This is a genomic window from Actinosynnema sp. ALI-1.44 (genome assembly GCF_001984155.1).
Lineage (GTDB): Bacteria > Actinomycetota > Actinomycetes > Mycobacteriales > Pseudonocardiaceae > Kibdelosporangium.
Window position 1 is genome coordinate 68024 of sequence record NZ_MTQO01000038.1, and the last position, 14872, is coordinate 82895.

The 14872-nt window shown below is 68.6% G+C and carries 15 protein-coding genes; 9 read left to right on the plus strand and 6 right to left on the minus strand.

The window, feature by feature from the left end:
- Window position 1: 1 nt before the first annotated feature.
- The 3 genes from ALI144C_RS12005 to ALI144C_RS12015 are packed head-to-tail and all read left to right on the plus strand — an operon-like array spanning window position 2 to window position 2768.
- Window positions 2-1096: an ABC transporter permease gene (locus ALI144C_RS12005; protein ID WP_076987158.1), complete on the plus strand. Its 1095-nt coding sequence runs from the start codon at window positions 2-4 to the stop codon at window positions 1094-1096.
- On the plus strand, window positions 1096-2373 hold the full coding sequence (locus tag ALI144C_RS12010) for an ABC transporter permease (protein ID WP_076987159.1): 1278 nt from the start codon (window positions 1096-1098) through the stop codon (window positions 2371-2373). The genes ALI144C_RS12005 and ALI144C_RS12010 overlap by 1 nt, the downstream gene beginning before the upstream one ends.
- Window positions 2370-2768: a cytidine deaminase gene (locus ALI144C_RS12015; RefSeq protein ID WP_076987160.1), complete on the plus strand. Its 399-nt coding sequence runs from the start codon at window positions 2370-2372 to the stop codon at window positions 2766-2768. Before ALI144C_RS12010 ends, ALI144C_RS12015 begins: the two co-directional genes overlap by 4 nt.
- Here ALI144C_RS12015 and ALI144C_RS12020 read toward each other — a convergent pair.
- Entirely contained in the window at window positions 2707-3885 is a 1179-nt protein-coding gene (locus ALI144C_RS12020; protein ID WP_076987161.1) for an MFS transporter, read from the minus strand. The two genes, ALI144C_RS12015 and ALI144C_RS12020, sit on opposite strands and share 62 nt — an antisense overlap.
- A gap of 83 nt (window positions 3886-3968) precedes the next feature.
- Here ALI144C_RS12020 and ALI144C_RS12025 point away from each other — a divergent pair, with 83 nt between their 5' ends.
- The 5 genes from ALI144C_RS12025 (at window position 3969) to ALI144C_RS12045 (ending at window position 8568) form a co-directional block, all read left to right on the plus strand.
- Complete coding sequence (locus tag ALI144C_RS12025; RefSeq protein ID WP_076987162.1) at window positions 3969-4547, plus strand: helix-turn-helix domain-containing protein; 579 nt, start codon at window positions 3969-3971, stop codon at window positions 4545-4547.
- A gap of 90 nt (window positions 4548-4637) precedes the next feature.
- Window positions 4638-5141, plus strand: a complete 504-nt coding sequence (locus ALI144C_RS12030) for a phosphatase PAP2 family protein (protein ID WP_076987163.1) — start codon at window positions 4638-4640, stop codon at window positions 5139-5141.
- Complete coding sequence (locus ALI144C_RS12035; RefSeq protein ID WP_076987164.1) at window positions 5138-6616, plus strand: sensor histidine kinase; 1479 nt, start codon at window positions 5138-5140, stop codon at window positions 6614-6616. The genes ALI144C_RS12030 and ALI144C_RS12035 overlap by 4 nt, the downstream gene beginning before the upstream one ends.
- Before the next feature lie 9 nt (window positions 6617-6625).
- Window positions 6626-7279 (plus strand): response regulator transcription factor, encoded by a 654-nt coding sequence (locus ALI144C_RS12040; protein WP_076987310.1) that lies wholly within the window; start codon window positions 6626-6628, stop codon window positions 7277-7279.
- Between the two features lie 11 nt (window positions 7280-7290).
- Window positions 7291-8568: a thymidine phosphorylase gene (locus tag ALI144C_RS12045; protein ID WP_076987165.1), complete on the plus strand. Its 1278-nt coding sequence runs from the start codon at window positions 7291-7293 to the stop codon at window positions 8566-8568.
- A 76-nt stretch (window positions 8569-8644) separates the two neighbouring features.
- On the opposite strand, the gene ALI144C_RS12050 is transcribed toward ALI144C_RS12045, so the two are convergent.
- Window positions 8645-9943, minus strand: coding sequence for an apolipoprotein A1/A4/E domain-containing protein (locus ALI144C_RS12050; protein WP_076987311.1), 1299 nt, complete (start codon window positions 9941-9943; stop codon window positions 8645-8647).
- 254 nt (window positions 9944-10197) lie between these two features.
- On the opposite strand from ALI144C_RS12050, the gene ALI144C_RS12055 reads away from it, so the two are divergent.
- Window positions 10198-11310, plus strand: a complete 1113-nt coding sequence (locus tag ALI144C_RS12055) for an adenosine deaminase (RefSeq protein ID WP_076987166.1) — start codon at window positions 10198-10200, stop codon at window positions 11308-11310.
- A gap of 75 nt (window positions 11311-11385) precedes the next feature.
- Here the strand turns inward: ALI144C_RS12055 and ALI144C_RS12060 are convergent, their stop codons facing one another.
- The 4 genes from ALI144C_RS12060 to ALI144C_RS12075 form a co-directional block, all read right to left on the minus strand.
- Complete coding sequence (locus ALI144C_RS12060) at window positions 11386-12624, minus strand: primosomal protein (protein ID WP_076987167.1); 1239 nt, start codon at window positions 12622-12624, stop codon at window positions 11386-11388.
- Between the two features lie 100 nt (window positions 12625-12724).
- Entirely contained in the window at window positions 12725-13216 is a 492-nt protein-coding gene (locus tag ALI144C_RS12065; protein ID WP_076987168.1) for a YbaB/EbfC family nucleoid-associated protein, read from the minus strand.
- Window positions 13213-13614, minus strand: coding sequence for a hypothetical protein (locus ALI144C_RS12070; protein ID WP_076987169.1), 402 nt, complete (start codon window positions 13612-13614; stop codon window positions 13213-13215). Before ALI144C_RS12070 ends, ALI144C_RS12065 begins: the two co-directional genes overlap by 4 nt.
- 280 nt (window positions 13615-13894) lie before the next feature.
- The gene (locus ALI144C_RS12075; protein ID WP_076987170.1) at window positions 13895-14815 is read right to left on the minus strand and encodes a threonine ammonia-lyase; all 921 of its coding nucleotides are present in this window, start codon (window positions 14813-14815) and stop codon (window positions 13895-13897) included.
- Window positions 14816-14872 lie beyond the last annotated feature (57 nt).

The window sequence follows — 14872 nt, forward strand, 5'->3', positions numbered from 1 at the left end:
AGTGAAGACGACCCTGCGGGGCAAGCTGCTGCCGCCCGCGCTGGCGATCCTGTTCTCGGTCCTGCTGTGCACCATCGCGCTGCTGATCTCGGGCGACAACCCGCTCGACGCGTTCGGCGCGATGCTCGGTCAGCTCTTCCGCGGCACCACCGCGATCGACACGCTCAACAGCGGCGCCGTGTACTACCTGGCCGGTCTGGCCGTGGCCATCGGCTTCCAGATGAACCTGTTCAACATCGGTGTCGAGGGCCAGTACCGGTTCGCCGCGGTGATCGCGGCCATCGTCGGCGGCGGGACAGTGCTGCCGCCCGTGCTGCACACTCTGTTGATCATCATCGTCGCCGTGCTGGCCGGTGCGTTGTACGCGCTGGTCCCGGCGTTGTTGAAGGTCTACCGCGGGGTGTCCGAGGTGATCTCGACGATCATGCTGAACGCCATCGCGATCGGCCTGATCGCGTACCTGGTCAGCACGGACGCGTTCGGTGTGCAGATCGGCAACAACATCGCCACCAAGCCGATTCCGGAGTCGGGCTGGATGCCGGGCATCCCGTTCGGCGAGGGCGGCACGCTGTTCGGGTTCGTGTTCGTCGCCGCGCTCGTCGGCATCGGCTACTGGGTCCTGCTCAACCGGACCAGGTTCGGCTTCGAGCTCAGGGCCAGCGGCGAGTCGCCGACCGCGGCGACTGCCGGGGGTGTGGACGCCCGCAAGATGATCCTGACGGCCATGCTGCTGTCCGGCGGTGTCGCCGGGCTGACGGCGTTGCCGGAACTGCTGGGCCGTGACCACGAGTACCTGCAGACTTCGCCTGCCGGTTACGGGTTCGCCGGTATCGCGGTCGCGTTGCTGGGCCGCAACCACCCGGGCGGTATCGCGCTGGGTGCCGTGCTGTGGGCGTTCCTGGACAAGTCGGCGGTGTCGCTGGACAACGTCGGTGTGCCGCAGGAGATCACGACGATCATGCAGGGAGCGATCGTGCTGTCCGTGGTCATCGCGTACGAGATCGTGCGCCGGATGGAACTGGCCGCCGAGCAACGCCGTGTCGGCCGCCAACTCGGCAGGGACACGAGTGACGTCGCTGCCGGAGGGAGTGTCTGATGGCCGCCGGTATCGCGGACAACCCGGTCACCGGGCCGGTCCACGTCGCCCCGCCGCCGAAGCGCCGCAGGATCCCCGGCTGGCTCACCGGTGTGCTCTGGGCCGTCGGGGCGATCGCCGTGCTGGCCACGGCTTCGTACCTGACCGGCAACGTCGACCTGACGTCGTCGACCACCACGCAGACCGCGCTGCGGCTGGCGCTGCCGATCCTGCTCGCCGCGCTCGGTGGCTTGTGGGCGGAACGCGCGGGCGTGGTGAACATCGGTCTCGAGGGCATGATGATCCTCGGGACGTGGGGTGCCGCGTTCGGTTCGTACTACGGCGGGGTGTGGGTCGGCCTGCTGGCGGCGATCCTGTTCGGCGCGGTCGGCGGTCTGCTGCACGCCATCGCGACCGTGACGTTCGGCGTGAACCACATCGTGTCCGGCGTGGCGATCAACCTGTTGGGCCTCGGTGTCGCGAAATACCTGGCGCACCTGGTCTTCCAGCCGATGTCGGGCAACCCGCGGCAGTCGCCGGTCGTGCCGAAGTTCGACACGTACTCCGCGACCGGGATCACCAGCTGGCTGGCTGATCTGGAATCCGAGCAGCGCGTGGTCGTGTCGGACGTGGCGGGGATCCTGCGCGGCCTGCTGACCCAGGTCGCGCCGCTGACGATGATCGCGATCCTGCTGGTGCCGATCAGCTACCTGATCCTGTGGCGCACCAGGTTCGGCCTGCGGCTGCGGTCGTGCGGTGAGAACCCGACGGCGGCGGAGTCGTTGGGTGTCAACGTGTACGCCTTCAAGTACACGGCGGTGCTGATCTCCGGCGGCCTCGCCGGTATGGGTGGCGCGTCGCTGGTGCTGCTCAAGGACGGCGCCGACTACCTGGAGAACCAGACCAACGGCCGGGGCTACATCGGCCTCGCGGCGATGATCTTCGGCAACTGGCGGCCTGGTGGTCTGCTGGGTGGTTCGGCGTTGTTCGGCTACACGGACGGTTTGCAGCTGTCCGGTCGTGGCCCGGCCGTGTTGGCGTTGCTGTACGCGGCGGTCCTGCTGCTTGTGGTCGTGGTCGTCGTGCAACTGTTCCGCCGCAAGTGGTTCGCTGCGGGCGCGGCTGTGCTGGCCGCCGGGTTGTTGTACGCGATCTACTACTCGGTGGACGAGTTGCCGCGTGACCTCACGCCGTACGCACCGCACTTCGTCACGCTGATCGTGCTTGCCGTTGCCTCGCAACGGTTGCGCATGCCTCAAGCGGACGGGTTCATCTACCGCCGGGGCCAGGGCACATGACCCCGGACTGGGACAAGTTGCGGGCGGCGGCTGTCGAAGCCGCCGCCCAGGCGTACTGCCCGTACTCCGGTCTCCAGGTCGGCGCGGCCGCGTTGGTCTCGGACGGCCGGACCGTGGCCGGGTGCAACGTCGAGAACGCTTCGTACGGCTTGGGTTTGTGTGCCGAGTGCACGATGGCGGGACAGTTGCAGCTGACGGGCGGTGGCCGTTTCGTCGCCGTGGCTTGCCGCAGCGGCACGGGGGAACTGCTGATGCCCTGCGGCCGGTGCCGTCAGATCATCTACGAGTTCGGCGGCCCGGACTGCCTGCTGGACACGCCTCGCGGGATTCTGCCTATGAGCGAAGTGCTTCCGGACGCTTTCGGTCCCGAAGACCTGCCCGGTCGAGGAGGATGACCGGGACGGCGACCAGGGCCATGGCGGCGCCGATCAGGCTCACGGACGTCAGCGCGGCGCCTTGCGTGAGCGACACCGCCGCGAAGACGGGCGTGAGGCTGATCCCCAGTTGGAACGCGGACACAGTGGTGGCCCCGGCGAGCGTCGGCGCGGCGGACGCGATCGCGAAGACCCGCCCGTAGATCGCCGGGTTCAGCAGGAACGCGCCGACACCCAGCAGGAACACCACGGGCACCACCACCAGGACGTGCTCGATCCCGGCCACCAGGACGAGCGACAGCACCACGGTCGACGCCGCGCCGGTGAGCAACGCGAAGTGCGGGCGCCGGTCGGAGATCCTGCCGCCGATCGACAGACCGGCGAAGGCACCGACGCCGAACAGGGCGAGGACGGCCGGGATCCACACCTCGGGCACGCCCGTGATGCCGGCGAGGATGGCCGCGAGGTAGTTGAACGTGATCATGTACGCCGCCGTGGTCAGGATCGTGATCGCGAACATGCCCCAGAGCCGCGGTTCGCGCATCGTGGCCAGCTCACGGGACACGCTCGGCCGTGCCGCGCTCCTGGTCGCGGGAAGCCCGAGCAGGCACCCGGCCATGCCCGCGGCGGTCAGTGCCACCACGACCCAGAAGCCGCCGCGCCAGTCGGTGAAATGGCTGATCAGCGTGCCCACGGGGCCACCGGCGACCATGGCGACGCTCAGGCCGCTGACCACGACTCCGGACGCGCGGGCGTTGCGGTCCGGCGTGACCAGGCTGATCGCGGTCACGGACGCGACGGCGAAGAAGCCGGCGTAGGCGATACCCGAGATCACCCTCGTGACCAGCAGGGTCTGGTAGTCGCCGAGCAGCCCGACGGCGACACTGGCCGCGAACACGGCCTGGCTGGCGACCAGTGCCGTGCGACGCGGCCAGCGCAGGCTCAGCACCGCGAACGGCGGCCCGCCGACCACGACACCCAACGCGAACGCCGTGATCAACATCCCGGCCGACGACAACGTGACCTCCAGGTCCGCCGCGACCGCCGGGAGCACCCCGGCCAGCAGGAACTCCGCCGTGCCCATCGCGAACAGGCTGAACCCCAGCAGGTACACCCCGACCGGCACCCTCTTGTCCATTTCGGATCACCTCCACCGGAAGGATCGGGACAGCGACCGACTTCCGGCAAAGGGCGTTGCCGATTCCGGGATACATTGGTGGCATGGACGGCCAGCCGACAGTCGACGCCGTGATCGAGCAGATCGCCCCGCGCCTGCGCCGCGCCCGGGAGAAGAAGGGCGTCAGCCTCGCCGACCTCACACGGGTGACCGGCATCTCGACCAGCACGCTGTCCAGACTGGAGTCGGGACAGCGCAAACCGAGCCTTGAGCTGCTCCTGCCGGTCACGGCGGCGCTGGGCATCCCGCTCGACGAGATCGTCGCCGCGCCCCGGATCGTGGACCCGCGGATCCCCCAGCAGCCGTCGAAGTCGGGCGGCCGGGTCCTGATCCCGTTGTCACGCCACCAAAGCGAGCCCCGCGCGTACAAACTGACCATCCCCGCGCACGACGAGGAACCGCATCTGCGGGTGCACGCGGGTTACGAATGGCTCTACGTGCTCTCCGGGAAACTCCGGGTGCGGCTGGGCGAGCAGGACTTCGTCATGGGCGCGGGCGAGGCGGCGGAGTTCGACTGCCAGATCCCGCACTGGTTCGGTGCGGCCGGGCGCGGCGGCTGCGAGGTGCTCAGCCTGTTCGGCAAGCAGGGTGAACGCATCCACCTGCGGACACAACGCCGCTGAAGGACAGGTCGGCAGACCTGTCGAAAGCAAAGGGTGACCGGTGCCTTCGGGCAGCGGTGGGGGCAAGGTGATTTCCATAGCGTCGAATGCATGGAGGAAATCGCCAACACTGCCGCCGAGGCGATCATCGGTGGATTCGTTCTGACTTACGCGATTGTCTGGTTCCGTGCACGGCGCCAAGGCCCGGCGCGGATGTCGCTGGCGGTCGTCGCTCCGCTGATGGTCGCGTTCGCGTACCTGGTCAGCGAGGTCCTCAAGGTCCTCGTCAAGGAGGAACGGCCGTGTCGCGGACTCGCGGCCTGCCCGGAGGTCGGCGACTGGTCGTTTCCGAGCAATCACGCCACAATCGCCGGTGCCGCCGCGGTCGGGCTGATATTGGTGCATCGAGTACTCGGCGTTGTTGCCGTCGTCCTGGCGGTTCTGGTTGCTGTGGCCCGTGTTGTCGAGGGCGTGCATTATCCGCACGATGTTCTCGTCGGTTTGCTGTTGGGTGCGGGCGTTGCATTGGTCGCAGGGCCGTTGGCGCGGGTGATGACTCCCGTTGTGGCACGAATGCGGGCGCGGTCAGGCGGCGCGCTGCTGTTGGGGAGATGATGCAGATCGTGCGTGCGTTGAGCCTGTGGGTACTGACCGCCCTGCCGGTCTTGTGGGCCGTGGTGACCTCGTTGCCTGGGCGCATGCCCGTGTGGGAGGCGATCGCGTACTTGGCTGTGCTCGCGGCGTGCGTGGTGCTGGTTCGCCGCAGGCCCGTTGCTGTGGTCGTCGTGGCGCTCGCCGCGTGGCAGGTTTCCTTCTTCTCCCGGGTGTCGGTGGACAGCACCGTGAGCACGTTCACGCTGTCCTTCGGGCTCATCACGCTCAGCTTCCTCGCTGGCAAGCACGCGACAACCGGTCATCAGGGCGTTGTCGCGTTGTCGGCAGCCGTTGCCACCGGGGTGCTCGGCGGCCTTGTGTGGGGTGGGGCGGACACGTCCATCGCCGCTGTGGCGGGTACTGCGGTGTTCGGCGTGGTGCCGTGGTCGATCGGTCGCTATCGACGCCGGTACGCCGAGATGGTCCAGGCAGGCTGGGACCGCGCCGAACAGTGGGAGCGGGAGGCCGACCAGGCGCGTATCCGGGAACGGGCACGGCTCGCCGCGGAGATGCACGACCTGGTCGGCCACGAACTCGCTCGGGCGGCGGTGACGGTCGGGGCGCTCGAGGTCTCGGCCAGCCTTCCCGCTGAACAGCGTGCGGCTGCCGGTGCGGCACGGGCGAGTGTCACCGCGGCTGCGGAACGCCTTGCCGACGTCGTCCGGTTGCTGCGCGCCGAGAGCGACGACGTCGTCGAGTCCGTTGAGGACGTCGTGGACCGCGTACGGAAGTCCGGGGTGGACATCGACCTGACCGTAACCGGCGCAGGACAACCGGATGCCGTGATCGCACGCACGATCCACCGAGTGCTCACCGAAGCACTCACCAACGCGATCAAGCACGCCCCCGGCTCCGCTGTCGACGTGTCCCTGCGGTCCACACGCGACGGCATCGACCTGAACGTCGTTAACGAACCAGCACAACGGTCCGCCGACACGACGGGGAGTGGCTATGGACTGCTCGGGCTCGCGGAGCGAGTCACGCTCGTCGGCGGCCGGTTCGACGCGAGACCCACGTCCAATGGCGGGTTCGCGGTCGTCGTGCACCTGCCGGACGAACCCGTCACAACGATCACGTCGACCAGTCACCGCAGGCTCGTGGAACAACGAGTGCGGCACAGCGCCCGGCGCACGATGTTGCTCGCCGCCGGGATCGCCGGTGCGCTGGTGATCCCGGCGCTGGCCTACCTCGTGTACGACGCGGTGTCCTCGACGCTGGCCCCCGCCGACTTCGAACGCCTGCGGATCGGGCAGCCCGAGGCCGAGGTCCTCGACCTGGTGCCGTCGAGGACCAGGGTGGACGACACAGCCAACCCGACCTGTCGGCACTACGGCACGCACGTCAACCCGTTCGACGAGCGTCGCCTTGACTTGTACAGGCTGTGCTTCCGTGACGGTGTCCTCGTGGACAAGACCCTGCTCGTACGAGGTCCATAGGATGTGAAGATGATCCGAGTCGTGCTCGCCGACGACGAGCCTGTCGTACGCATGGGTGTACGCACGATTCTCGCGTCAGCCGGGGACATCGAGGTCGTCGCCGAGGCGGGCACCGGGCGTGCCGTGGTCGAGCAGGTGCTGGCGCACCGGCCGGACGTGGCCGTGCTCGACATCCGGATGCCCGACCTCGACGGGCTCGATGCCGCCGCCGAGATCCGCGAACGGGACACCGGGACAGCGGCGTTGATCCTCACGACCTTCGCCGATGACGCCAATGTGTCCCGCGCGCTCACCGAGGGCGCGAGCGGGTTCGTGCTGAAAACCGGCGACCCGCACGAGATCATCGCGGGCGTCCGCGCGGTCGCCGCCGGTGCCGCGTACCTGTCGCCGCTGGTCGCCCGGCGTGTCGTCGACCACCTTTCCGGTGGCGGCCCGCGGCTGCGGACGTCCCAGCAGGTCACCAGGCTGACCGAACGGGAACGCGAGGTGCTCGGTCTGATCGGCACCGGCATGTCCAACGCCGAGATCGCCGGGCACATCCACGTGGTGGAGGGGACCGTGAAGGTCTACGTGAGTACGATCTTCAAGCAGCTCAACGTGCGCAACCGGGTACAGGCGGCGATCGTCGCCTACGAGGCGGGACTCATCCCGCCCAGCGTCTAGGGTTGACGGTCATGAGCCGAGAACGACTGTCCGCTGTGGACGTTATCAGGGCCAAGCGGGATGGTCACCGCCTGACCGACGACCAGATCGACTGGGTGGTGGACGCGTACACCCGCGGTGTGGTGGCCGACGAGCAGATGTCCGCGTTGGCGATGGCGATCTTCCTCAACGGGATGGACACCGCGGAGGCCGCGCGGCTGACCCAGGCGATGATCGACTCAGGGGAACGACTCGACCTGCGGGTCGACCGGCCGACGGTGGACAAGCACTCGACCGGCGGCGTCGGTGACAAGATCACACTTCCGCTGGCCCCCTTGGTCGCCGCGTGCGGCGCGGCCGTCCCCCAGCTGTCCGGGCGTGGCCTCGGCCACACCGGCGGAACGCTGGACAAGCTGGAGTCGATCCCGGGCTGGCGCGCCCAGCTGTCGACCGACGAGATCACCAGGCAGCTCACCGAGGTGGGCGCGGTCGTCTGCGCGGCGACCGACGGCCTGGCGCCCGCCGACAAGAAGCTCTACGCGCTGCGGGACGTCACGTCGACGGTGGAGTCGATCCCGCTGATCGCCAGCTCGATCATGAGCAAGAAGATCGCCGAGGGCGCCGACGCGCTCGTGCTGGACGTGAAGGTCGGCTCCGGCGCGTTCATGAAGAACGTCGACGACGCCCGCGCACTGGCCGAAGCCCTTGTCGGAATTGGCAAGCAGCACGGCCGCAAGGTGACGGCGTTGCTGACGGACATGTCGGTGCCGCTCGGCCGCGCGGTCGGCAACGCCGTCGAGGTCGAGGAATCCGTCGAGGTCCTCAAGGGCGGAGGCCCGCAGGACGTCATCGACCTGACGGTGGCTCTGGCAAGGGAAATGCTCACCCTGGCGGGAATCGGCACAGACCCAGCCGAGGTCCTGGCGAACGGCGGGGCATACGAAACGTGGGCGCGAATGATCAGCGCCCAGCGCGGCGATCCTGAAGCCGCGCTCCCGAAAGCGAAACACGTGCACACCGTGACCGCCCCCGAGACAGGTGTCCTGGCGAACCTGAACGCCTACGCCGTCGGCGTAGCGGCGTGGAGACTGGGAGCGGGACGAGCCCGCAAGGAAGACGCCGTGCAGCACGCTGCGGGCGTCATGTGCCTCGCGAAGCCCGGCGACCAGGTCGCCCAGGGCGACCCGCTCCTGGAACTGCGCACGGACACACCTGACGCTGTTTCAGCCGCACTGGAAGCGCTGGAAGGCGCGTACAGCATCGGAAACGCGCCAGCCGAGCGGAAACTCGTGATCGACACTGTCCGCTGAACACCCGGCTCAGCCCTCGTGAGTGTTTCACGGGTTCCAACCCGTTTTCCACTCACGAGAGCTGAGCTGGGGTTTGTCAGTTGTCGTCGCCGGAGTCGGCTTCCTCGAGCTCTTCCATGCGCGGCTTCTCGCCGTTGACCTTCTTGCTGCCACGGGCGCGGCGCTGCTGACGAGGCAGCGTCGAAGGCGGAGCCGCGGGCATGGCCGGGCCACCACCCATCATCAGCTCGGCAAAGGTAGCCATGGCCTCGTCGAGGTGACCGCCGATCCGCCGCTCGGTCTCCTCGTTGCTCTTCTTCACCAGCGAGGTGACCACGGTGGTGTCCGGCTGAGCGGCCAGCGTCCCCTGGACCTTGGTCAGGCTCTGCTCCAAGGTCCCGCCGAGCTCACCGAGGCGGGCCGCGAAGCCGTCCTCCACGGTGTCCAGCCTGGTCGCCATGTCGTCGAGACGGCCGAGAGCCTGCTCCAGGCGCTGCGCGAGGGCTTCGAGCCGGTCGCTGGCGTCCATCGTCTCCTTGGTCTCCTCCAGCGCGGCGTTGAGCGCGGTGCGGGCCTCGTCCAGGGAGTGGGTGATTCCCGCGCGGGTGTCGCCGAGCGAGCTCACCAGCGAGTCGCGAGAGTCGGTGACAGCCGACGAAAGCGAGTCGTGGGAGTCGCTGACGGCCGACGAGAGCGAGTCACGCGACTCGGCGACCGCGGAGTTCAGGGCTTCGCGGGAGTCGGACACGGCCGAAGTGAGCTTGTCGCGGGTCGAGTTGACCGTGTCGCGGGTCTCGTCGAGCTTGTGCGCGAGCCCGTCGTTGACCTCGGTGACATGCCGGTGCAGCGCGTCCTTGGTGCCGTCGAGGTGCTCGTGCACGCCTTCGTCGACCTCGTCAAGACGGCCGCGCAGCGCGGTTTCGAGCGTGTCGATGCGCTCCTTGACCGGCACGTGGACCTGGCCGGGCAGGGTGTCGATCCGGGCGTCCTGCTTGTCGAGGTGCCCGTCGAGGGAGTCGATCCGCCGGTGGATGTTCGCCAGCTTGTCCTCGAGACCGTCCATCCGGCCGACGACGCCCTCCATCTTGCCGACGACGCCGTCGAGGCGGCCGTCGAGCTGGGCGAAGGGGGTGGCCAGTTTGTCGACGATCGACTCGACCGCACGCGCGAGACTGGCGATGGCCGTGTCCTGGGCCTCGAGCTTCGCCATCGCCTCGTCCAGGCGCTCGGCGATCACGCCGACCTCGGTGCGGTCCGGCAGCTCGGACAAGCGTTTGCGCACCGAACCGAGCGAGTCCAGCGGCGAGAGCCGCGCGTGGATCTCGTCCAGTGCGTCGAACACCTGCTGCTGTTCGCTTTCACGGATCTCGGCCGCGCGCGTCAGCATGTTGCGCATCCGGTCGAACGACACCGTGGCGTTGTTGTTCTCGTTCACGGAGGTGACCTTCGTCCTGGGGAGGGGAGACGCAGGGGAGCCTAGCCAGTCCCAAAACGCGTCCATACACCACCCGTTAGTTTCGTGTTAGATGATCTCGGCCGATTGGGCCGTTCGGCGGTACGGCGCCCGGTACGGGCGATGACCGAGTGGACACAGTACGTGGGCACGGTTGGACACGATCGGGTGACGGCAGGGGCGGGTAACGTACTGGCATGTCGAACCCGAACCCGGTCACCCCCGACGCGATCAGACGTGCCCCCAAAGTGTTGCTGCACGACCATCTGGACGGCGGCCTGCGGCCGAGCACGGTGATCGAACTCGCCGACGCGTCAGGCTATGTCGATCTTCCCACGACCGACGAGGCCGAGCTGGGGCAGTGGTTCACCGAAGCGGCCAACGCGGGCACGCTCGAGCGTTACCTGGAGACTTTCGCGCACACGTGCGGGGTGATGCAGAGTGAGGAAGCCCTCGTTCGGGTGGCATCCGAATGCGCACAGGACCTCGCGGACGACGGTGTCGTCTACGCCGAAGTCCGCTACGCCCCCGAGCTGTTCACCGAGAAGGGCCTGAACCTCGACACGGTCATCCAGGCGGTCGAAGCGGGCTTCCGCGAGGGGGAGAAGGCGACCGGCGGCAAGATCAGGATCGGCACGCTGCTGTGCGCGATGCGGCAGAACGCCCGCTCGGCGGAGATCGCGGAAATGGCCGTGCGGTACCGCGACCACGGCGTGGTCGGGTTCGACATCGCCGGGCCGGAAGCCGGGTTCCCCCCCACGCGCAACCTGGACGCCTTCGAGTATTTGCGCCAGCAGAACGCACATTTCACCATCCACGCCGGTGAGTCGTTCGGCCTGCCGTCGATCTGGGAGGCGATCCAGCACTGCGGCGCCGAACGGCTCGGGCACGGCGTGCGGATCATGGACGACATCAAGGTCGACCCCGACGGCACGGCCCACCTCGGCAGGCTGGCCAGCTACGTGCGGGACCGCCGGATCCCGCTGGAGATGTGCCCGTCGTCGAACATCCAGACCGGTGCGGCGGCGTCGATCGCCGAGCACCCGATCGGCCTGCTGACCGAGCTCCGGTTCCGGGTGACGGTCAACACGGACAACCGCCTGATGAGCGGGTGCAGCGTGTCCAGCGAGATGGCCGCGCTGGTGGACACCTTCGGCTACGGCTGGGCCGATCTGCGGTGGTTCACCGTGAACGCGATGAAGTCGGCGTTCATCGGTTTCGACGAGCGGCTCGACCTGATCAACACCGTGATCAAGCCCGGCTACGCGGCACTGGTCGACGAAGCGAGCCGCCACCCCTCCGAGGCCTGACCCCCTGCCAGTTGTGCAACGAAGGCCACATTGGTTGCGTCTGGTGCACCCAATGTGGCCTTCGTTGCTCAAACCTCAGTGGGTTTCGAGGCGGTCCTCGAACGCGTTCACCAGCGCCTGCCACGCCTCGACCTCGGCGTCGAACGGCGGGCTCGGCACCAGCCTGGTCGGGTCGGGCGAGAGCACGAACGACACCAGCCAGCCGAGGGTCTCCGACTCGGCGAGCGCCTCGTCGACGGACTTGTCCTCGGCCCAGTCGGCGGCGTCCCGCAGCAGTTCGACCGCGAGTTCGAGCTGGGTCGGGTCGATCGAGTTCGGGCCTTCGGCCAGGTCGTCGGCCAGGCCCTGGAACACGTAGGTGTTCTCCTCGCCGACCTCGATCTCCAGCGCGCCGTCGGTGGCCTTCGTGACCACGTCGTCCCAGGTCGAGACCTCGGCGAGGTCGTTGTCGCCGATCTCACCGGACGCGATGTACCGGCCGAGTGCCCGTGCGGTCGGGAAGACGTCGATCTTGCCTTCGCTGCCGAGGAAGATCGGCTCGTCGTCGAGGTAGCAGCGCAAGGTGTAGTGCTCGGACCCGTCGGTGACGATCTTGATCGGGTCGATGCCGACCTCGCCCCAGAAGCCGACCGGCTCCGGCTCGGCGTCCTCGTCGTCGACCGCTTCGGCTTCGTCGTCCTCGACGTCCGCTTCCTCGGCCGCCTCGGCCTCGGCCTGGATCTTGGCCAGCTCCTCGGCCGCGACGGCCAGCGTGGCCTCGTCCACCTCGGGCACGGCGACCACGTCGTCGATCGCGTCGAGGACCTCGTCCCAGCGCTCGACGATCGTCTCGGCCAGTTCGGTCCAGCGCCGCTCGCCGTCCCGGCCGGTGAACGCCAGGGTGCCCTGGTCGAGCACGTCGAAGCCCTCGGCGGCGCCCAGGACCTCGTTGACCACGTCGAGTTCGCACACGTCCGCGAGCGAACGCACGATCGCCACGATCCCGGCGAGTTCGTCGAGCGTCCACGTGTCCGGCTCCTGTGCCGCCAGCTCGGGCACGCCGACCAGGTCGTACTGGTGCTCCTCGTCGGGCAGCAGTTCGCCGACAGTCAGCTTCGGCACGACCGGCCACGCGGGGTGGTCGATCAGGTCGTGCTCTTGTGCTGTCCTTACGAACGCCGCGAGGTGAGCCGCGTCTGGGAACCCGTACAGGTCTTCCTCGTCACCGAGGAACGCCTCCCAGTCCTCGCCTTCCTCCCGCCAGCGCGGTGCCCAGAGGGTGACGACGTCGCCCTGGGGCAGCCCGAGCTCGATCGGGACGATGTCCTGAGCCATTGGCCCTCCGCCTTCTCCTGCACGATCCCAGTCGATCCCGCCGGTGCGATTGTGGGCACACCGGTCGCGGGCAGCCTACGGGTTTTGGCAATACCGTCGATCACCGGTCGCTGCGCAGCGACGAAGGATCGAACGTGAACACGTCGTCGTCCTCTTCCTCGACATGGGCGGGCCCAGCAGGCGACCTGGCAGTTGTCCCTGGGTACGACGGGGTGGCCGGGGCTCGGTCGCCGATGACGTCCCAGCCGGCGGCGCGTGCGGGCGCCACGCCCATCGCCCCTTCCAGCTGCGCCGCGGCGTCGTCGCCGAGGACGAGCGCGAGTTGGTTGAGGCTGCGTTGCCTGGCGAACTCGGCGGCCTGGTGCGCTGTCGCCATGATCGTCTCGGACAGCCAGCGGACGCCCCGGTGCAGCGCGGCCTGCTGCAGGCGCAGTGACTTCAACTCGCCGCTTGCCGTAGTGGTCGCCTCGACAAGGCCTTCGGGGTCGCGTGCGGTCGCGACGATCGAGGCGACCCGGCGCTGCAGGTCCGCACTGGCCCTGCGGCGCAGTTCGGCCTGCTGGACGAGTTCGTCGACGGGCGGCTCGGTCACGACAGCACACCGCCGAACTCGTCGGGCTCGTGCTCGTCGTGGGGCAGCGGCTCGTCCGGCATGCCGAGCTCGGCCAGGTTCCGGCTCGCTGCCGGGCTGACCACCTGGCGCATCGACGTGTGCATCCGGTTGTTGGCGATCTTGGTCGCCTGCGCCGCCAGTCGCATCACCTCGCGCGCGACCTCGTCCGCGTGCCTGGCGAGCACGGCGGGCTGCAGGTCGACGGCGCGCAACATCCCGCCAGGGCTGACCGACACGCTGATCGCGTTGTCACCGGAGGCCGCCTTGCCGATGATCGGGCCGGACCGGCCGACGACGGCGGCGACGCGGTCCCCCGTCTCGGCGACGCTGCGGCCGAGCCGGTCCAGTTCGTCCTGGACGTGATCCTCATTCCCCACACGCGGAGTCTATGGCTCGCGGCGTTCCCGGCGCAGGCAAAGCCCCGTTTGCGCTAGCCCGCGCCCGGCTCGGTCCGGTAACCTGGGCGACGCGCTATGACTGCCGCGCGGGGGAGGCGATCCAGCTACTCAGGCAGTCAGAGGAGCCCTTGTGGCGACTTTCACCCTGCTCGTCCTGCTCATCTTCCTTGTGGTGGAACAGATCCTGGCGTTGCCCGGACGCGAGTTCCACGTGCGGATCAGGCTGCTGCCGGTGCCGTCGATCGAGGTCGGCGGTTCCTCACGCGGCCAGGACCGCCTCCAATTGGCCCGGCCGGGCGTTCGCCCCGGTGAGCACGACCGCGACCCGTTCACCGGGGACACCGCCGACGGCTGCGAGGCCTGCGGCGCCCGAGGGTTCGAGGAGGATGCCGAGGCCGCGTAGTGCTTGTCCCATCGCGGTGAGGATCGCGGAATCGTCGACGAGCACCATGTCGTCGACGAGTTCGTGCACCCACCGCACGGATTGCGGCAGCGGGTCGCCGATCGCGATGCCTTCGGCGATCGTGTCGGCCGGGTGCGCGACGGACCTGCCCGCCCGCCAGCTCCGCACCATGGCGGGCGCGCCGGTCGAGCCGACGCCGATGACCTGTGTGGACGGTGAGTGGGCCTTGACCCAGCGGGCGATCCCGTTGATCAGGGCCCCGTCGCCGACCGGAACCACCACTGTGTCCAGTGGCCCGGACCGCAGCAGTTCCACGCCGATGGTCCCGGCGCCTTCGGCGATCAGGGACTCGTTGCCGTCGCGGACCATCAGCCGGTCGGATCGTTGGCCCGCGTACTCGTGGGCGTTCCGCTTGGCGGCGTCCGTGTCCACTCCGGACAGGTGGACTTTCGCGCCGAAGGAGCGGATCGCGGCGAGCTTGGCCGGGTTGACGTTCTCCGGCAGGAACACCTCGATCGGGATTTCCCTTCGGCCGCAGGCGTAGGCCATCGCCTGGCCGAAGTTCCCGCTCGACGCGACGATCACGGTGACGCCCCACTCGACCGAGTCGACGAAGGCGAGCGCACCACGGCCCTTGAAGCAGCGCAACGGGTTCATCGTCTCGACCTTCAGCAGGACGTCTCGTGTCCCGAAGGTGGCGGTGAACTGCGGGCTGTCGCGGAACACCGGGTCGAGGGTCTGGGCGAGGCGTTCGATCTGGTCGAGTCTGAGATCCATGGCCGTGACGCTAGCCAGCGCGGACGTGATCGCGATTGAAAGTTTTCGCGCCGAGAC